General features: G+C 66.0%; 16 protein-coding genes. 1 reads left to right on the top strand and 15 read right to left on the bottom strand.

Features of this window, described 5'->3' with window-relative positions; translation table 11 throughout:
* Window positions 1-8 precede the first annotated feature (8 nt).
* The 5 genes from hisG to CLU95_RS20510 are packed head-to-tail and all read right to left on the bottom strand — an operon-like array spanning window position 9 to window position 3,949.
* Window positions 9-650, bottom strand: coding sequence for an ATP phosphoribosyltransferase (hisG, locus tag CLU95_RS20530; protein ID WP_099795302.1), 642 nt, complete (start codon window positions 648-650; stop codon window positions 9-11).
* Window positions 647-1,936, bottom strand: coding sequence for a UDP-N-acetylglucosamine 1-carboxyvinyltransferase (murA, locus tag CLU95_RS20525; RefSeq protein ID WP_099795301.1), 1,290 nt, complete (start codon window positions 1,934-1,936; stop codon window positions 647-649). The genes hisG and murA overlap by 4 nt, the downstream gene beginning before the upstream one ends.
* Before the next feature lie 42 nt (window positions 1,937-1,978).
* Complete coding sequence (locus CLU95_RS20520) at window positions 1,979-2,221, bottom strand: BolA family protein (protein ID WP_056572757.1); 243 nt, start codon at window positions 2,219-2,221, stop codon at window positions 1,979-1,981.
* A 19-nt stretch (window positions 2,222-2,240) separates the two neighbouring features.
* Entirely contained in the window at window positions 2,241-3,005 is a 765-nt protein-coding gene (locus CLU95_RS20515; RefSeq protein WP_099795300.1) for an ABC transporter permease, read from the bottom strand.
* Window positions 3,002-3,949: an ABC transporter ATP-binding protein gene (locus CLU95_RS20510; protein ID WP_095949878.1), complete on the bottom strand. Its 948-nt coding sequence runs from the start codon at window positions 3,947-3,949 to the stop codon at window positions 3,002-3,004. The genes CLU95_RS20515 and CLU95_RS20510 overlap by 4 nt, the downstream gene beginning before the upstream one ends.
* Window positions 3,950-4,101: 152 nt before the next feature.
* Here CLU95_RS20510 and CLU95_RS20505 point away from each other — a divergent pair, with 152 nt between their 5' ends.
* Window positions 4,102-5,718, top strand: a complete 1,617-nt coding sequence (locus CLU95_RS20505; protein ID WP_099795299.1) for a serine hydrolase domain-containing protein — start codon at window positions 4,102-4,104, stop codon at window positions 5,716-5,718.
* Window positions 5,719-5,722: 4 nt separating this feature from the next.
* Here the strand turns inward: CLU95_RS20505 and CLU95_RS20500 are convergent, their stop codons facing one another.
* The 10 genes from CLU95_RS20500 to CLU95_RS20455 form a co-directional block, all read right to left on the bottom strand.
* Window positions 5,723-5,998 (bottom strand): STAS domain-containing protein, encoded by a 276-nt coding sequence (locus CLU95_RS20500; protein ID WP_099795298.1) that lies wholly within the window; start codon window positions 5,996-5,998, stop codon window positions 5,723-5,725.
* A 12-nt stretch (window positions 5,999-6,010) separates the two neighbouring features.
* Window positions 6,011-6,673, bottom strand: coding sequence for an MlaC/ttg2D family ABC transporter substrate-binding protein (locus tag CLU95_RS20495; RefSeq protein ID WP_099795297.1), 663 nt, complete (start codon window positions 6,671-6,673; stop codon window positions 6,011-6,013).
* A gap of 160 nt (window positions 6,674-6,833) precedes the next feature.
* Complete coding sequence (locus tag CLU95_RS20490; protein ID WP_099795296.1) at window positions 6,834-7,583, bottom strand: MlaA family lipoprotein; 750 nt, start codon at window positions 7,581-7,583, stop codon at window positions 6,834-6,836.
* On the bottom strand, window positions 7,580-8,068 hold the full coding sequence (mlaD, locus tag CLU95_RS20485; protein WP_062471729.1) for an outer membrane lipid asymmetry maintenance protein MlaD: 489 nt from the start codon (window positions 8,066-8,068) through the stop codon (window positions 7,580-7,582). The genes CLU95_RS20490 and mlaD overlap by 4 nt, the downstream gene beginning before the upstream one ends.
* A 41-nt stretch (window positions 8,069-8,109) precedes the next feature.
* Window positions 8,110-8,892, bottom strand: coding sequence for a lipid asymmetry maintenance ABC transporter permease subunit MlaE (gene mlaE, locus CLU95_RS20480; RefSeq protein WP_099795295.1), 783 nt, complete (start codon window positions 8,890-8,892; stop codon window positions 8,110-8,112).
* Entirely contained in the window at window positions 8,889-9,752 is an 864-nt protein-coding gene (locus CLU95_RS20475) for an ABC transporter ATP-binding protein (RefSeq protein ID WP_099795294.1), read from the bottom strand. The genes mlaE and CLU95_RS20475 overlap by 4 nt, the downstream gene beginning before the upstream one ends.
* 65 nt (window positions 9,753-9,817) lie before the next feature.
* Window positions 9,818-11,296 (bottom strand): glutamate synthase subunit beta, encoded by a 1,479-nt coding sequence (locus CLU95_RS20470; RefSeq protein WP_099795293.1) that lies wholly within the window; start codon window positions 11,294-11,296, stop codon window positions 9,818-9,820.
* Window positions 11,297-11,331: 35 nt separating this feature from the next.
* Entirely contained in the window at window positions 11,332-16,077 is a 4,746-nt protein-coding gene (locus CLU95_RS20465) for a glutamate synthase-related protein (RefSeq protein WP_099795292.1), read from the bottom strand.
* Between the two features lie 178 nt (window positions 16,078-16,255).
* On the bottom strand, window positions 16,256-16,957 hold the full coding sequence (locus CLU95_RS20460) for a transposase (protein WP_099795291.1): 702 nt from the start codon (window positions 16,955-16,957) through the stop codon (window positions 16,256-16,258).
* A gap of 29 nt (window positions 16,958-16,986) precedes the next feature.
* Window positions 16,987-17,868, bottom strand: a complete 882-nt coding sequence (locus CLU95_RS20455; RefSeq protein ID WP_099797405.1) for a class I SAM-dependent methyltransferase — start codon at window positions 17,866-17,868, stop codon at window positions 16,987-16,989.
* Window positions 17,869-17,878: the final 10 nt, after the last annotated feature.

The raw sequence follows: 17,878 nt of genomic DNA, 5'->3' as shown, positions 1-17,878 counted from the left end.
CGTGAGGTTCAGGCGGAAGGAATGGCTGACGCGAAGGCGTCGATGATGCGGCGGATGGGTTCGCGCTTGAGCTTGAGCGCGGCCTGGTTGACGACCAGCCGGGCACTGATGTCCATGATGCGTTCCACCTCGACGAGGTGGTTGGCCTTGAGCGTGTTGCCGGTCGAGACCAGGTCGACGATGGCGTCGGCCAGGCCCGTGAGCGGTGCCAGCTCCATGCTGCCGTAGAGCTTGATCAGGTCGACGTGCACGCCCTTGCTGGCGAAGAAGTCGCGCGACAGGCCCACGTACTTGGTCGCCACGCGCAGGCGCGAGCCCTGCTTCACGGCCGAGGCGTAGTCGTAGTCGGCGCGCACGGCCACGCTGAGGCGGCAGGCCGCAATGCGCAGATCGAGCGGCTGGTACATGCCCTGGTTGCCGTTCTCGAGCAGCACGTCGAGGCCGGTCACGCCGAGGTCGGCGCCGCCGTACTGCACGTAGGTCGGCACATCGGAGGCGCGCACCAGCACCACGCGCACGTCGGGGCGGGTGGTTTCGAGGATGAGCTTGCGCGACTTCTCGGGGTCTTCGGTGACTTCGATGCCGGCGGCGGCCAGCAGGGGCATCGTCTCTTCGAAGATGCGGCCTTTGGAAAGAGCCAAGGTGATCATGCGGCGGCTCCCGTCACGCGTTCAATGTCGGCACCGAGGCCGCGCAGTTTCGATTCCATGCGGTCATAGCCCCGGTCGAGGTGGTAGATGCGGTCGACCAGCGTCTCGCCCTCGGCCACGAGGCCGGCGATGACAAGGCTGGCGGAGGCGCGCAGGTCGGTGGCCATCACGGTGGCGCCCGAGAGCTGTTGCACGCCCTCGACCATCGCGACCTTGCCTTCGACGTGGATGCGCGCGCCCAGGCGCACCATCTCGTTCACGTGCATGAAGCGGTTCTCGAAGATGGTCTCGGTGACCATCGAGGCGCCGCGCGCGATCACGTTCAAAGCCATGAACTGGGCCTGCATGTCGGTCGGGAAGCCCGGGTATTCGGTGGTGCTGAAGCTCTGTGCCTTCAGGTGGTCGTACGCGGGGCCCAGCGAGCCGATGCGGATGCCGTCGGGTTCGGTCACGACGGTGCAGCCGGCATCGCGCAGCTTGTCGATCACGGCGTCGAGGTGGTCGCCGCGCGCATGGCGCAGGAAGGCCTCGCCGCCCGTGGCTGCCACAGCGCACAGGAAGGTGCCGGCCTCGATGCGGTCGGCCACCACGGCGTGCTCGCAGCCGTGCAGCGTCTCGACGCCCTGGATGCGGATGTGGCTGGTGCCGTGGCCTTCGATCTTCGCGCCCATGCGGATGAGCATTTCGGCCAGGTCGATGATCTCGGGCTCTTGCGCGGCGTTCTCGAGCAGCGTCTCGCCTTCGGCCAGCGCGGCAGCCATGAGGAAGTTCTCGGTGCCGGTGACGGTGACCATGTCGGTCAGGATGCGTGCGCCCTGCAGCCGCGTGCGGCCTTCGGGCAGGCGCGCGACCATGTAGCCGTGCTCGACCAGGATCTCGGCGCCCATCGCCTGCAGGCCCTTGATGTGCTGGTCGACCGGCCGCGAGCCGATGGCACAACCGCCGGGCAGCGACACCTTGGCGTGGCCGAAGCGCGCCAGCAGCGGGCCCAGCGCCAGCACCGAGGCGCGCATGGTCTTCACGAGTTCGTAGGGGGCCACGGGGTTGCCGAGTGCGCCGGCGTTCAGGCGCACGGTGCCGTTGTCGTCGGCCTCGGCCGTCACGCCCATGTTGCGCACCAGCTTGAGCATGGTCGACACGTCCTGCAGGCGCGGCACGTTGTGCAGCACCACGGGCTGGTCGGTCAGCAGCGCCGCGCACAGCTCGGGCAGCGCGGCGTTCTTGGCGCCGGAAATGAGCACTTCGCCGCGAAGCTCACGCCCGCCGCGAATCAGAAGTTTGTCCATGAAGGATCCAGCGAAATCAGGAGGCCCGCAGGGGCCGGAAAGTCATTTGTCCACTGCCGCCCATTCGGCCGGCGTGTAGGTCTTCATCGAGAGCGCATGCACCTCGTCGGTGTGCATTTTCGCACCGAGGGTGGCGTAGACCCGCTGGTGGCGCTGGATGGCGCGCTTGCCCTCGAATTCGGCCGAGACGATGGTCGCGTACCAATGCCGGCCGTCGCCCTCGAGCGTGATGTGCTCGCACGGCAGATGGGCAGCGATGATGGTCTGGAGTTCGTCAGCGGTCATGGGGTCTTGGAAGTCGCGGTCAGCCGCGGATTTTGTAGCCGATGCGCAGCAGGTGGACGGCGATGGCGCTCACCACCAGCCAGGCGGAACCGACGATGCCGAAGCTCAGCCAGGGCGAAACGTCGCTCACCCCGAAGAAGCCGTAGCGGAAGCCGTCGATCATGTAGAAGAAGGGGTTCAGGTGGCTCACGCTCTGCCAGAACGGCGGCAGCGAACCGATCGAATAGAACACGCCCGACAGGAAGGTCATGGGCATGATCAGGAAGTTCTGGAACACGGCCATCTGGTCGAACTTCTCGGCCCAGAGCCCGGCGATGAGGCCCAGCGTGCCCAGCATGGCAGCGCCCAGCAGCGCGAAGACCACGATCCACACCGGCGCCACGAAGCTCGGCACGGCAAAGAAGATGGTCACGGCGAACACGCCCACGCCCACCGCCAGCCCGCGGATCACCGAGGAGCCCACGTAGGCGAAGAACCAACCCCAGTGCGACAGCGGCGTGAGCAGCACGAACACGAGGTTGCCCATGATCTTGCTCTGGATGATCGAGGACGAGCTGTTCGCGAACGCGTTCTGCAGCACGCTCATCATCACGAGGCCGGGGATCAGGAAGGCGGTGTAGCCCACGGTGCCGTAGACCGTCACGCGGCCTTCGAGTACATGGCCGAACACCATGAGGTACAGCAGCGCGGTGAGCACCGGCGCGCCGACGGTCTGGAAGCCCACCTTCCAGAAGCGCAGCGTTTCCTTGTAGAGCAGCGCGCGCCAACCGGTGACGGCCATCATCGCGACACCTCCAGCGGCGTCTGCTCGCCCGCCATCAGGTCGATGAACACGTCTTCCAGGTCGGCCTTGCGCATTTCCACGTCTTCCACCGCGACGCCGGCTTCGCGGATCGCGGCCAGCAGTTGTTCGACTTCATGCGCGTTCTGCGCCGGCAGCTGCACGATGCGCCCGGTGATGCGCGCGTGCTGGGCGATGGCCCAGGGCAGCATGGCGTCGGTCTTGAAGCGCAGCACGTTGCTCGCGGCCGATTTCAGCAGTTCGCTGGTGCGGTCCAGGGCGATCACCTTGCCGAGCTTGAGCATCGCGATGCGGTTGCACAGCGCCTCGGCCTCTTCGAGGTAATGGGTGGTGAGCAGCACGGTGCTGCCCTGCTTGTTGAGCTTGGCGACGAACTGCCAGAGCGTCTGGCGCAGCTCGACGTCGACGCCGGCCGTGGGCTCGTCGAGCACGATGACCGGAGGCTTGTGCACCAGCGCCTGCGCCACCAGCACGCGGCGCTTCATGCCGCCCGAGAGCTGGCGCATGTTGGCGGTGGCCTTGTCGGCCAGACCCAGGCTCTGCAGCAGCTCGTCGATCCAGGCCTCGTTGTTCTTGATGCCGAAGTAGCCCGACTGGATGCGCAGCGACTCGCGCACGTTGAAGAAGGGGTCGAACACCAGCTCCTGAGGCACGATGCCGAGCTGGCGCCGGGCTTCGGCGTAGTCGCGCTGCACGTCGAAGCCGTGCACGCTGATCGCGCCCGCCGTGGGCCGCGACAGGCCCGCGAGCATGCTGATGAGGGTGGTCTTGCCCGCGCCGTTGGGACCGAGCAGGCCGAAGAACTCGCCCGGCTCGATCTGGAAGGAAACCTCGTCGACCGCACGCAGCCCTTGCTTGCCTTGGGCGCGTTGCTGACGGGAGGGAGGGTAGGTCTTGGAGACCGACTGGAATGAGATCGCGGGCATGGGAGCCCGCGATTTTACGGGCGATGGGGTTTTCAGCGCAGTGCAGGGGTGAACGCACAGGGCCGGTCGCCCTAGGCATCGGTCCGGAGTTCACACACAATCCCGCCGGTGCCGATTTTGCGCACCGCAACCGCCCATCGCGAGGAACGCCCATGAAGTGTTTGATCCGCAGCCCCCTCTCAACTGTTGCCGCCCTTCTCCTGGCGATGGTGCTGACCGCTTGCGGGGGAGGAGGTGGAGGTGGCGGCGGCGGCGGTGGTGGCATCGGCCTTGGACTCGGTGCCGGCGCGGGCACTGGCGCAGGGGGTGGCACCGCCCCACCTTGCAACGCCTCTTCCGGTTCGACCCAACTGCCGGCCCGCGATGCGCTCATTGCGCGCGCCAAGTGCCTGGAGCTGGACACGCCCTACGTCCCGCCACCCGGTGATGTGCTGGAGCACAACACGTCCGGGTATGCCAAGGCCATGTGCTCGGCGGTGTTCATCACCGGACTCGACCCTGCTGTCGCCGCCGAAACCATCGGGTACTTCACAGGGCCGTACGAGCAGCGCAAGAAGGTGGGCGCGCCGGTGGTCGACCGCGCCAAGAAGGAGGTCCGCATCACGATGCCCAACGGCGGTCCGACGCTGGTGGCCCGCCATTTCGGCTCCCAGGGTTGCATCACGCTGCCGCCCGGCAAGGACGACGTTTTCTTCACACCCGTCAATGTCAAGAGCGCGCTGGCCGACCCGGCGACCATGCCCTGGCCCATGGGGGATGTGCTGCCGAACGACCCGCCGCCCGCCGATGTCGACATGGCCAAGGTGACCCAGGCCCTCGGCGCCGCCTTTGAAAACACGGAGGCCTACACCGCGGCCTTCGTGGTCACGCACAAGGGGCGGCTCATTGGCGAGCGCTACATGAACGGCATCGGCACGACAACGCCGCTCGAGTCATGGTCGATGGGCAAGAGCGTCGTGGCCACGATGATGGGCGTGCTGATCAAGCAGGGCACGTACAAGCTCGACCAGCCCGCGCCGATTCCCGAGTGGCAAGGTGCCGGCGACGGCCGGCAGCAGATCCGCATTGCCGACATCCTGCGCATGTCCAGCGGGCTGCGCATCAAGGCCCCGGACGATCCGGACTTCGATCCCAACGGCACCTACCCCGATCACCTCTACTACTACACGGGTCGGATCAACGCCTTCAACTACGCCGCGACCCGACCGCAGCAATGGCCGCCCAACACGGTGGGCCGCTACCGCAACACCGATCCGGTGCTTGCCAATTACCTGGTCCGCCTTGCCGTCGAGAAGCGCGGTGAAGAGTACCTCTCGTTCCCGCAGCGCGCCATCTTCGACAAGATCGGCATCCGCTCCATGGTGATCGAGACCGATCCCTACGGCAACTTCCTCACGCAAGGCTACGACTTCATGTCGGCCCGCGATTGGGCCCGACTGGCCAACCTCTACCTGCAGGACGGCGTGTGGAACGGCGAGCGCATCCTTCCCGAGGGGTTCGTCAATTTCGTGAGCACGGCCGCACCTGCCTGGGCCGCAGATCAGCGCCCCATCTACGGGGGATTCTTCTGGATCAATGGAACAGGGGCGCTGGCGGTGCCGACGACGGCCTACTACATGCTCGGCGCAGGGGGCCAGTTCGTGCTCGTGATTCCGTCGCACGATCTTGTCGTCGTGCGCATCGGCCACTCCAAGGGGGAGCGATTCGCGACCTCCACCCTGAACAAGGCGCTCGCACTGCTGACCGCAGCAGTGCCACGCACGCGCTAGGGTGTCAGGGCGCAGCGGGCAAAAGGCCCGCGATGCCGTACAGGGCCGCCAGCTCGCGCAGGCGCGGCGAGAGGCCTTTGACGGAAAAGCTGCGACCCAGCGCGCTCGACTCACGTCGGCACTCGAGCAGCACCGCCAGCGCGGAGGAATCGAACTGGGCCAATGGCGTGGCATCGACCACGGTGGAGGTCGAGTCGGTCTGGCCCTTGAGCCCCTGCTGCAGCATGCGCATGCAGGCAGGAGCCTCGTCGTGGGTGAGCCGGGAGGGAAGGACCAGCATGGCGTGCGCCCGTCAGCCCTTGCCGTTGCCCTTGTTGCGCGCGGCCAGCGCGGCAATCAGGCCATCGATGCCGTTCTTGTTGATTTCCTGCGCGAACTGGGTGCGATAGGTGTCGACCAGCCACACGCCCAGCACATTCAGGTTGTAGACCTTCCAGCCGGCACCCTGGCCCGGCGTCTTTTCGAGGCGGTAGTCGAGCTGCACCGGATCGCCGCGGCCCTTGACCTCGGTGCGCACGAGCACGTCGGTGTCGGTGGGCGCGCCGCGGAACGGGCGGATGGTGACGGTCTGGTCGCTCACCTGGTCGAGCGCGCCGGCGTAGGTGCGCACCAGCAGAGTCTTGAACTCGTCCTGCAGACGCTTTTGCTGCTCGGGCGTGGCCTGGCGCCAGGCCGGGCCGACGGCCGAGGCGGTCATGCGCTGGAAGTTGACGTTGGGCATGATCTTGCTGTCGACCAGCAGCATGATCTTGTTGATGTCACCGGCCTTGATCGACGAATCGGCCTTGATGGTCTCGAGCACGTCGGTCGACAGGCGCTTGACGAGCGCGTCGGGGGCTTCATCAGCCGCGTAGGCGGGCTGGTGCACGAAAGCGGTGGCGGCGCCGAACAGCAGCGCGCCGGCCAATGCCAGGCGGCCCAGGTCGCGTCGTTGCAGCAAGATCTTGTTGTTCATGTAAGTCCCTCAGGTTGAATTGTCTCCCCTGCACGGTGCAGCCAATGGCCCCGTGCTGAGACAGGAACGGTTTCGACAGGCGCCAGGCCGACCGGGTTCCTGAAGCGGAGGTGAAGCCTGCAACCGGATGCAAGCAGGCTTCCCGTCCGCCGCGCCGCCATCATTTGCCGGCGTTGTCGTCGTCCGGCGGATTGCCGTCGTAGACCTGGTTGCGGCGGCGCTGCAGGAACGCATCGCGCGTGAACGAGTACTTGTCGAGTGCGGCTTCGTCGAGCAGGCGGGTCGCGCCCAGGTAGCGCGAACGGGTGTCCACGACACGCAGGGCCGACAGCGAATTGCGCCAGGCGACATCGTGGATGTAGCCCTGCGCATCGCCGTAGAGTTCGAGCGGCTTGGCCACCGTGTCACGCAGGGTGGACGGCCCAAGCAGCGGCAGCACGATGTACGGGCCGGCGCCCACGCCCCAGTAACCCAGCGTCTGGCCGAAGTCTTCCTCATGGCGCGGCAGGCGCGCCTCGGTCGCAACGTCGAGCAGGCCGCCCAGACCGAAGAAGGTGTTGACGTTCAGCCGCATGAAGGTCTCGGCGCTGTTCTGCAGCTTGAGCTGCGCCACGTTGTTGGCCAGGCTCCAGACGTCACCGATGTTGCTGAAGAAGTTGGTCACGCCCTGGCGCACCAGCGAGGGCACCACCTTCTGGTAGGTGCTGGCCACGGGCTCGAGCACAGCCTCGTCGACGGTGTCGTTGAAGCGCGTCACGCCGCGATTGAACGGCTCAAAGGGGTCGACCGGGCTTGCCCCGGGCCCGGTGGCGCATCCGGCCACGAGTGCAAGACAGGCGGCTGCGGTTGCCCAGCGGGCGGGTCTCGCTACACTTTTAATAGCATGCGACGAAAAAAGTCGTGTGGTCATTTCTTGTTGGCTGTTCCCGGCGCCGTATTCCCCTCGGCGGCCTTGCTGTACAGGAACTGGCTGATCAGGTTCTCCAGCACCACGGCCGATTGGGTCGCGGTGATGGTGTCGCCGGCTTGCAGGTTCTTTTCCTCGGCGCCCGCCTCGATGCCGATGTACTGCTCGCCGAGCAGGCCACTGGTCAGTATCTTGAGCGAGCTGTCCTTGGGAAAACTGTAACGGTTTTGAAGCGCCAGCGTCACGTCGGCCTGAAAGGCCTTGTCGTTGAATGCGATGGATTCCACACGCCCCACCACCACGCCAGCGCTCTTGACCGCGGTCTGGGGCTTGAGCCCGCCGATGTTGTCGAAACGCGCGGTGACCGTGTAGGTCTTCTGGAAGTTCAGGCTCAACAGGTTGGCCGACTGCAGCGCCAGGAACAGCAGCGCGGCGCCGCCGATCAGCACGAACAGGCCGACCCAGATGTCGTTGGTGGAACGTTGCATGGTTTGCACTCTCTGTCTAGAACGATGGAGCCCGGGCCCCTTTAGATACTGAACATCATGGCGGTGAGCAGGAAGTCCAGCCCCAAGACCGCCAGCGACGCCATCACCACGGTCCGCGTGGTGGCGCGCGACACACCCTCGGGCGTCGGCTGGGCCTCGAAGCCCTGCAGCAGCGCAACGAAGGTCACGGTGAAACCGAACACGATGCTCTTGATGACGCCGTTGCCGACGTCGCGCCAGACATCGACGCCGCCCTGCATCTGGCCCCAGAACGCGCCCGGGTCGACGCCCAGCATGATCACGCCCACGACGTAGCCGCCCATGATGCCGACCGCGCTGAACACGGCAGCCAGCAACGGCATGGTGATGACACCGGCCCAGAAGCGCGGCGCAAGGATGCGCTGCACCGGGTCGACCGCCATCATTTCCATGGCGCTCAACTGCTCGTTGGCTTTCATGAGGCCGATCTCGGCGGTCAGCGACGTGCCGGCCCGGCCGGTGAACAGCAGGGCCGCCACCACGGGGCCGAGTTCGCGCACGAGACTCAGCGCGACCAGCAGTCCAAGCGCTTCGGAGGAGCCGTAGCGCTGCAGCGCGTAGTACATCTGCAGCCCGAGCACGAAGCCCACGAACAGCCCCGACACGCCGATGATCGCGAGCGAGTAGTTGCCCAGAAAATGGATCTGGTCGCGCACCAGCCCGAAGCGGCGCATGATCTGCGCGCCCGGACCGAGCAGCCGCAGGAAGAGTTTGGCGGCATGGCCCATGCCAGCCAATTGACTGCGCACGGCAAAGCCGACATCGGCAGGCTTCCACCAGCTCATGACCGCCCCCCTTCCCTGTTCCCGAAATCGTCCTCGATGCTGACGCCCGGGTAATGGAAACGCACAGGCCCGTCAGGCAGCGCATTGACGAACTGGTGCACCAGCGGGTCGGCGCTTTCGCGCACCTCCGCGGGCCGCCCCTGCGCGGCGATACCGCCGTTGGCAAGGACGATCACGTGGTCTGCGATGCGGAAGGTTTCTTCGAGGTCGTGCGACACGATGATGCTGGTGAGGCCCAACGCATCATTGAGCTGACGGATCAAACGCGCGGCCGTGCCAAGCGAGATCGGATCAAGACCGGCAAAGGGTTCGTCGTACATGACGAGGTCGGGGTCGAGTGCGATCGCACGGGCCAGCGCCACGCGCCGCGCCATGCCGCCCGAGATCTCGCTGGGCATCAGGTCGCGCGCACCGCGCAGACCGACGGCATCGAGCTTCATGAGCACGATGTCGCGCACCAGCGCTTCCGACAGCTGCGTGTGCTCTCGCAGCGGGAAGGCCACGTTGTCGAACACGCTGATGTCGGTGAAGAGCGCGCCGAACTGGAACAGCATGCCCATGCGGCGCCGCGCCGCATACAGCGCTGCGACATCGAAGCGGCCGACGTCTTTGCCGTCAAACAACACCTCGCCGCGTTGGGCGCGTTGCTGGCCGCCGATCAGGCGCAGCACGGTGGTCTTGCCACCACCCGACGCCCCCATCAACGCCGTCACCTTGCCTCGCGGCACGGAGAACGACACGCCGTCGAGGATCGCGCGCGCGCCGTAGCCGAACGAGACATCGCGGAATTCGACGAAGGAGGAAGACGGTGGTGTGGCTGGGTCCATCACAATAAAAAAGCCGGGCGCCTTCTCAGGCATCCCGGCATGCGGTTTCCGCGGATGATAACGGGGCCGCGAACGGCGCCGCTTCACTGAAACAAAAATCAGCGCGGTAAGTCGCTGAATCCCATCAAAAATTCGTCAACCGAGCGCGCCGCTTGACGCCCTTCGCGAATTGCCCACACCACCAGCGACTGGCCACGGCGAATGTCACCGGCTGCAAACACTTTGGGCACATTCGTTGCGTAGCCGCCGATGAAGTCGACCGTGGCACGCGCGTTGCCGCGAGCGTCCTTCTCGACACCGAAAGCGTCGAGCACGGTGGCCACGGGGCTGATGAAGCCCATCGCGAGCAGCACGAGGTCGGCCTTGAGGATCTGCTCGCTGCCGGGCACTTCCTGCATCTTGCCGTCCTTCCATTCGACGCGAACGGTCTTCAGGCCGGTGACCTTGCCCTTCTCACCGATGAACTCCTTGGTGGAGATGGCGAACTCGCGCTCGCAGCCTTCTTCATGGCTGGAGCTGGTACGCAGCTTGATCGGCCAGTAGGGCCAGGTCAGCGGGCGGTTCTCTTCTTCGGGCGGCTGAGGCATCAGTTCGAACTGCGTGACGCTCACGGCACCGTGGCGGTTGCTGGTGCCCACGCAGTCGGAGCCGGTGTCGCCACCGCCGATGACGATCACGTGCTTGCCTTCGGCGCGCAACTGGCCCTTGACCTTGTCGCCCGCGTTGACGCGGTTCTGCTGCGGCAGGAACTCCATCGCGAAGTGGATGCCGTCGAGGTCGCGGCCGGGCACGGGCAGGTCGCGCGATTGCTCGGCGCCGCCGGTGAGCACCACGGCGTCGAAGTCTTTCTGCAGCTGCTCGGGCGTGATGGTTTCCTTGGCCAGGTTGGTGACCTTGGAACCCTTGCCCAGCGGATCTTTCGCAGCACCGACCATGACGCCGGTGCGGAAGGTCACGCCCTCGGCCTTCATCTGCTCGACGCGGCGATCGATGTGCGTCTTCTCCATCTTGAAGTCGGGGATGCCGTAGCGCAGCAGGCCGCCGATGCGGTCGTTCTTCTCGAACAGGGTCACGTCGTGGCCGACGCGCGCCAGTTGCTGAGCCGCCGCCATGCCGGCGGGGCCGGCCCCGACCACGGCAACCTTCTTGCCGGTCTTGTGCTTGGCGACGCGCGGTGCCACCCAGCCTTCGTCCCAGGCGCGGTCGATGATCGCGTGTTCCAGCGACTTGATGCCGACCGCGTCGTCGTTCACGTTGAGCACGCAGGCAGCCTCGCAGGGCGCGGGGCAGATGCGGCCGGTGAACTCGGGGAAGTTGTTGGTCGAGTCGAGCACCGCGAAGGCGTTCTGCCAGTCGTCGCGGTACACGAGGTCGTTGAAGTCCGGAATGATGTTGTTGACCGGGCAGCCGCTGTTGCAGAACGGCGTGCCGCAGTCCATGCAACGTGCGCCCTGCACCTTGGCCTGGTCGGTGTTCAGGCCGACCACGAATTCCTTGTAGTGCTTGACGCGCTCTTCGACGGGCTTGTAGCCCTCTTCGACACGCTCATGCTCCATGAAGCCGGTGATTTTTCCCATCGTGCTGTCCTCTGTTCTTCGTATCTATGGCGCGCTCAGACGGCGGCCGTGGCGGGCGCGGCCAGTGCGTGCGGCTCGAGGCCCACGTGGGCGTTGTTGCCGCTGCTGGCCAGCTCGACCTGGCGGTCGTGCAGTTCGGCCAGGGCGCGCTTGTATTCGTTCGGGAACACCTTGACGAACTTGGTGCGCGACTCGGCCCAGGTGTCGAGCAGCTCGCGCGCGCGCTTGCTGCCGGTCCAGCGGTGGTGCTCCTCGAGCAGCTTCTTGAGCTGTGCTTCGTCGGTCTCGCCGCCGTGCCAGATCTTGCGATGCACGCTGGCGGTCTGCTCGGCCGAGGTCAGCACCTTGTCGAGCGAGACCATCGAGAGGTTGCAGCGCGTGGCGAACTGGCCGTCTTCGTCGTAGACGAAAGCCACGCCGCCGCTCATGCCGGCCGCGAAGTTGCGGCCCGTCTTGCCGAGCACGGCGACCGTGCCGCCGGTCATGTACTCGCAGCCGTGGTCGCCGGTGCCTTCGATGACCGCCGTGGCGCCCGACAGGCGCACCGCGAAACGTTCGCCGGCCACGCCGCACAGGTAGGCCTCGCCGGTCGTCGCGCCGTACAGCGCGGTGTTGCCGACGATGGTGTTGCGCACGGCTTCGCCGCGGAAGTCGAGGCTGGGTCGCACCACCACGCGGCCGCCAGAAAGGCCCTTGCCGGTGTAGTCGTTGGCGTCGCCGATCAGGTACAGCGTGATGCCGCGTGCCAGGAAGGCGCCGAACGACTGGCCGCCCGTGCCTTCGAGCTGGATGCGGATCGAATCGTCGGGCAGGCCTTGCGGATGCACCTTGGTCAGTGCGCCCGAGAGCATGGCGCCCACCGAGCGGTTGACGTTGCGCGCCACCTCGATGAACTGCACCTTCTCGCCCTTGTCGATGGCGGGACGCGACTTCTCGATGAGCTTCACATCCAGGGCGCGCTCGAGGCCGTGGTCCTGGTTCTCGACATGGAAGCGCGGCACGTCGGCCGGCACGATCGGCAGCGCGAACAGGCGGCTGAAATCGAGACCCGAGGCCTTCCAGTGCTCGATGCCCTTGCGCATGTCGAGCAGGTCGGCGCGGCCGATCAGGTCGTCGAACTTGCGGATGCCCAGCTGGGCCATGATCTGGCGCACTTCTTCGGCCACGAAGAAGAAGTAGTTGACGACGTGTTCGGGCTTGCCCGAGAACTTCTTGCGCAGCAGCGGGTCTTGCGTGGCCACGCCCACCGGGCAGGTGTTCAGGTGGCACTTGCGCATCATGATGCAGCCCTCGACCACCAGCGGTGCGGTCGCAAAGCCGAACTCGTCGGCGCCCAGCAGCGCGCCGATGGCGACGTCGCGGCCGGTCTTCATCTGGCCGTCGGCCTGCACGCGGATGCGGCTGCGCAGGCGGTTGAGCACCAGCGTCTGTTGCGTTTCGGCCAGGCCGATTTCCCACGGGCTGCCCGCATGCTTGATCGACGACCAGGGCGAAGCGCCCGTGCCGCCGTCGTGGCCGGCAATCACGACGTGGTCGCTCTTGCACTTGGCGACGCCCGCGGCGATGGTGCCGACGCCGATTTCGCTCACCAGCTTCACGCTGATGCTGGCGTGCGGCGCGGTGTTCTTCAGGTCGTGGATCAGCTGCGCAAGATCCTCGATCGAGTAGATGTCGTGGTGCGGCGGGGGCGAGATGAGGCCCACGCCCGGCACGGCATAACGCTGCTTGCCGATGTACTCGGTGACCTTGCCACCGGGCAGCTGACCGCCCTCGCCCGGCTTGGCACCTTGCGCCATCTTGATCTGGATCTGGTCGGCCGAGTGCAGGTACTCGGCGGTGACGCCGAAGCGGCCCGACGCGACCTGCTTGATGCGCGAACGCAGCGAGTCGCCGTCCTTCAAAGGCAGGTCGACCTCGACGTTGGCCGCGCCGATCACGCTCTTGAGCGTGTCGCCCTGCTTGATCGGGATGCCCTTCAGTTCGTTGCGGTAGCGCGCGGGGTCTTCACCGCCTTCGCCCGTGTTGCTCTTGCCGCCGATGCGGTTCATCGCAATGGCGAGCGTGGCGTGTGCCTCGGTGCTGATCGAGCCCAGCGACATCGCGCCGGTGGCGAAGCGCTTGACGATCTCGGCAGCCGCTTCGACCTCGTCGACCGGAATGGCCTTGGCCGGATCGATCTTGAACTCGAACAGGCCGCGCAGCGTGAGGTGGCGGCGGTTCTGGTCGTTGATGAGCTGCGCGTATTCCTTGTACGTGTTCCAGTTGTTGGAACGCGTGCTGTGCTGCAGCTTGGCGATGGCGTCGGGCGTCCACATGTGCTCTTCGCCGCGCGTGCGCCAGGCGTATTCGCCGCCGGCGTCGAGCATGTTGGCGAGCACCGGGTCGTCACCGAAGGCGGCCTTGTGCATGCGGATGGCTTCTTCGGCGATCTCGAAGACGCCGATGCCTTCCACGCGGCTGGCGGTGCCGGTGAAGTACTTGTTCACCGTCTCGGTGTTCAGGCCGATGGCTTCGAACAGCTGGGCACCGCAGTAGCTCATGTAGGTGCTGACACCCATCTTCGACATGATCTTCGACAGGCCCTTGCCGATGGCCTTGACGTAGTTGTAGACCGCCTTGTCGGCGCTCAGGTCGCCCGGCAGGTCGGCGTGCATCGCCGCCAGCGTTTCCATCGCGAGGTACGGGTGCACGGCTTCGGCGCCGTAGCCGGCGAGCACGCCGAAGTGATGCACTTCGCGCGCCGAACCGGTCTCGACCACGAGGCCGGCGGTGGTGCGCAGGCCTTCACGCACGAGGTACTGGTGCACGGCCGACAGGGCCAGCACGGCGGGGATCGCCACTTGCGTCGGGCCCACGCCGCGGTCGCTCACGATCAGGATGTTGTGGCCGCCCTTGATGGCATCGACCGCTTCGGCGCACAGCGAGGCCAGCTTGGCTTCGACGCCTTCATCGCCCCAGCCCAGCGGGTAGGTGATGTCGAGCACGTAGCTCTTGAACTTGCCCTGCGTGTAGGTGCCGATGTCGCGCAGCTTCGCCATGTCGGCGAAATCGAGAATGGGCTGGCTCACTTCGAGCCGCATCGGCGGGTTGACCTGGTTGATGTCCAGCAGGTTCGGCTTGGGGCCGATGAAGGACACGAGCGACATCACGATCGCTTCGCGGATCGGGTCGATCGGCGGGTTCGTCACCTGCGCGAACAGCTGCTTGAAGTAGTTGTACAGCGGCTTGTTCTTGCTGGAGAGCACGGCCAGCGGGCTGTCGTTGCCCATGGAGCCGATGCCTTCTTCGCCGGCCTGCGCCATCGGGCTCATCAGGAACTTGATGTCTTCCTGGGTGTAGCCGAAGGCCTGCTGGCGGTCGAGCAGCGCGACCTGGCTCACGGGGATCGCGGCCGGCTCGGCCTTGACGCTGTCGAGCTTGATGCGCAGGTTCTCGATCCACTGCTTGTAGGGCTTGCTGTTGGCGAGGGTGGACTTGACCTCCTCGTCGTCGATCATGCGGCCCTGCTCCAGGTCGATCAGGAACATCTTGCCGGGCTGCAGGCGCCACTTGCGCACGATCTTCTGCTCGGGCACGGGCAGCACGCCCGACTCCGAAGCCATGATGACCAGGTCGTCGTCGGTCACGCAGTAGCGCGAGGGGCGCAGGCCGTTGCGGTCGAGCGTGGCGCCGATCTGGCGGCCGTCGGTGAACACGATGGAAGCCGGGCCGTCCCACGGCTCGAGCATGGCGGCGTGGTATTCGTAGAACGCGCGGCGGCGCGGGTCCATGGTGGCGTGCTGTTCCCAGGGCTCGGGAATCATCATCATCACGGCCTGGCTGATCGGGTAGCCGGCCATCGTCAGCAGCTCGAGGCAGTTGTCGAAGGTGGCGGTGTCGGACTGGCCGGCGAAGCTGATCGGGTAGAGCTTCTGCAGGTCGGCGCCGAGCACGGGCGACGACATCACGCCTTCGCGTGCCTTCATCCAGTTGTAGTTGCCCTTGACCGTGTTGATTTCGCCGTTGTGCGCAACATAGCGGTACGGGTGGGCCAGCGGCCACTCGGGGAAGGTGTTGGTCGAGAAGCGCTGGTGCACCAGGCCCAGGGCCGAGACGCAGCGCTTGTCTTGCAGGTCGAGGAAGTAGGTACCGACCTGGTCGGCCAGCAGCAGGCCCTTGTAGACCACGGTGCGGCTCGACATGCTCGGAACGTAGTATTCCTTGCTGTGCTTGAGCTTCAGGCGCTGGATGTTGGCGCTGGCGGTCTTGCGGATCACGTACAGCTTGCGCTCCAGCGCGTCCTGCACGATCACGTCGTTGCCGCGGCCGATGAAGATCTGGCGCAGCAGCGGTTCTTTTTCGCGCACGGTGGGCGACATCGGCATGTCGCGGTTGACCGGCACATCGCGCCAGCCCAGCAGCACCTGGCCTTCGGCCTTGATGGCGCGTTCCATCTCTTGCTCGCAGGCTTCGCGGGAGGCGTGTTCCTTGGGCAGGAAGATCATGCCGACGCCGTATTCGCCGGGCGGGGGCAGCGTGACGCCCTGCTTGGCCATTTCTTCGCGGTACAGCAGGTCGGGCAGCTGGATCAGGATGCCGGCGCCGTCGCCCATCAGCTTGTCGGCGCCGACGGCACCGCGGTGGTCGAGGTTCTCGAGGATCTTCAGACCCTGCAACACGATGGCGTGGCTTTTCTCGCCTTTGATATGGGCGACGAAGCCGACGCCGCAGGCGTCGTGCTCATCGGCACCGGAATACAGACCGTGTTCTTGGAGGTGTTGAATCTCGGCAGCCGTCGTCATGGCGCGCTCCTTCAGTTTTCGCAGGGAAAGGGAGCATATTGCGATGCACAAAGAATGCCAAACACTTTAATGGGGGTCAGATTCCCATTAAATCTTGAGTTTTCTTGTCAGAATTAAATTGGGGACATGTTAAAAATAGAAGCACAAACCCCAACACACATGCGGCATCTCGCCGTTTTCAGTCTTGATCTTTGGGGGATGTCGGCGGCCGGCCGGCCTTGGCCTTGATCACTCGGCGCTCTGTGGACCTCTGCAACGTGTCCAAAAAGTCACCATCGCCGGCCGCCCAGCCGCGCAGCGTGGCGTCGGTCAGGGCCTGCTGATCGGCCGCACGAACCCCGCCACGCACCAGTTCGGCATACGCCGCCTCCCGCGCAAAGGGCGTGTTGCCGAGTTCCCAGTACAGCGGATGCGGGGTCAGCAGCCGGTCTTGCCGCAGGCCAGCGTAGTGGCCGTGGCTGGACCACGGAAAGTCGCGCGCCTCGGCAACCATGCCGGCGCGCACCGGGTTCAGGTCGATGTAAGCCATGCAGGTCAGCAGGTAGCGCTCGGTCTGGATCAGGGTCGATCTGTAGCGCCCTTCCCACAACGTGCCGCTGCGGCCGTGGCGGTCGTTGAAATAGCGCACGTAGCTGCGCCCGACCGACTGCATGAACTGCGGCAGGCCGGTGGCGCTGTCGGGCGTGGCCAGCAGGTGGAAATGGTTGTCCATCAGCACGTAGGCGTGCAGCGCGATGCCGAAGCGCGCAGCGTTCTCGGCCAGCAGGCCGAGCAGCTTTTCGTGGTCGGCACGGTCGACGAAGATCGGCTGGCGATTGTTGCCGCGCTGGATCACGTGGTGCGGCATGCCGGCCAGCGTGAGACGGGGGAGACGGGCCATGGGGGCGGTGGACGACGCCGTCCGGGTACTCAGTCGGCGAGGCGGAAGCGCGTGTCGCCCAGCGTGTCGAGCCCGAACTGCGCCAGCAGCTCGCGCAGCCGCGTCGCCGCGCTCGCCTTGCGCTGGCCGGTGTAGCGCGCCAGGATCAGCTCGTTCTTCATGCTGTGCTCCCAGCCGACCAGCTCGGTCACGGTGACGCTGTAGCCGTTGGCTTCCAGGTACAGGCAGCGCAGCACGTTGGTGAGCTGGCTGCCGATCTCGCGCGTGTGCAGCGGATGGCGCCAGAGTTCGGCCAGCGGCGTGCGCGACAGGGCCAGTGCCTTGGTCTCGCGCAGGCAAGCCGCCACTTCGGCCTGGCAGCAGGGCACGAGCACCATGCAGCGCGCCTTCTTGGCAAGGCCGAAGGCGATGGCGTCATCGGTGGCGGTGTCGCAGGCGTGCAGCGCGGTGACCACGTCGATCTGCGCCGGCAGTTCGCTCGCCTGCGCCGACTCGGCCACGGTGAGGTTCAGGAACGACATGCGCCCGAAGCCCAGCTGCTGCGCCAGCGCGCGGGAGCGCTCGACCAGCTCGCTGCGCGTCTCGATGCCGTAGACATGGCCGCCCTGCCGCGCGCGGAAGAACAGGTCGTAAATGATGAAGCCGAGGTACGACTTGCCCGCCCCGTGATCGGCCAGCGTGGCCTCGGCGCCCTCGCCCGGCAGCTCGCGCAGCAGCTGCTCGATGAACTGGAACAGGTGGTAGACCTGCTTGAGCTTGCGCCGCGAATCCTGGTTGAGCCGGCCTTCGCGCGTGAGGATGTGCAGCTCCTTGAGGAGCTCGATGGACTGGCCCGGCCGCAGGACTTCGGCCAGCTCGGCCTCGGCCTTGGCAGCCTTGTTTGTGGGGTGCGCTTTCGCGGGACGGATCATGGTGCTCTTG

The organism is Variovorax sp. 54, from assembly GCF_002754375.1.
Classification (GTDB): Bacteria; Pseudomonadota; Gammaproteobacteria; order Burkholderiales; family Burkholderiaceae_C; genus Variovorax.
Note: the sequence above shows the minus strand (reverse complement) of the source record. Positions and strands in the feature narration are given on the sequence as shown.

Bases quoted from the DNA above. Each gene is read 5' to 3' on its own strand.
- hisG (WP_099795302.1), bottom strand. From the start codon at position 650: ATGATCACCTTGGCTCTTTCCAAAGGCCGCATCTTCGAAGAGACGATG.
- murA (WP_099795301.1), bottom strand. From the start codon at position 1,936: ATGGACAAACTTCTGATTCGCGGCGGGCGTGAGCTTCGCGGCGAAGTG.
- CLU95_RS20520 (WP_056572757.1), bottom strand. From the start codon at position 2,221: ATGACCGCTGACGAACTCCAGACCATCATCGCTGCCCATCTGCCGTGC.
- CLU95_RS20515 (WP_099795300.1), bottom strand. From the start codon at position 3,005: ATGATGGCCGTCACCGGTTGGCGCGCGCTGCTCTACAAGGAAACGCTG.
- CLU95_RS20510 (WP_095949878.1), bottom strand. From the start codon at position 3,949: ATGCCCGCGATCTCATTCCAGTCGGTCTCCAAGACCTACCCTCCCTCC.
- CLU95_RS20505 (WP_099795299.1), top strand. From the start codon at position 4,102: ATGAAGTGTTTGATCCGCAGCCCCCTCTCAACTGTTGCCGCCCTTCTC.
- CLU95_RS20500 (WP_099795298.1), bottom strand. From the start codon at position 5,998: ATGCTGGTCCTTCCCTCCCGGCTCACCCACGACGAGGCTCCTGCCTGC.
- CLU95_RS20495 (WP_099795297.1), bottom strand. From the start codon at position 6,673: ATGAACAACAAGATCTTGCTGCAACGACGCGACCTGGGCCGCCTGGCA.
- CLU95_RS20490 (WP_099795296.1), bottom strand. From the start codon at position 7,583: ATGACCACACGACTTTTTTCGTCGCATGCTATTAAAAGTGTAGCGAGA.
- mlaD (WP_062471729.1), bottom strand. From the start codon at position 8,068: ATGCAACGTTCCACCAACGACATCTGGGTCGGCCTGTTCGTGCTGATC.
- mlaE (WP_099795295.1), bottom strand. From the start codon at position 8,892: ATGAGCTGGTGGAAGCCTGCCGATGTCGGCTTTGCCGTGCGCAGTCAA.
- CLU95_RS20475 (WP_099795294.1), bottom strand. From the start codon at position 9,752: ATGCCTGAGAAGGCGCCCGGCTTTTTTATTGTGATGGACCCAGCCACA.
- CLU95_RS20470 (WP_099795293.1), bottom strand. From the start codon at position 11,296: ATGGGAAAAATCACCGGCTTCATGGAGCATGAGCGTGTCGAAGAGGGC.
- CLU95_RS20465 (WP_099795292.1), bottom strand. From the start codon at position 16,077: ATGACGACGGCTGCCGAGATTCAACACCTCCAAGAACACGGTCTGTAT.
- CLU95_RS20460 (WP_099795291.1), bottom strand. From the start codon at position 16,957: ATGGCCCGTCTCCCCCGTCTCACGCTGGCCGGCATGCCGCACCACGTG.
- CLU95_RS20455 (WP_099797405.1), bottom strand. From the start codon at position 17,868: ATGATCCGTCCCGCGAAAGCGCACCCCACAAACAAGGCTGCCAAGGCC.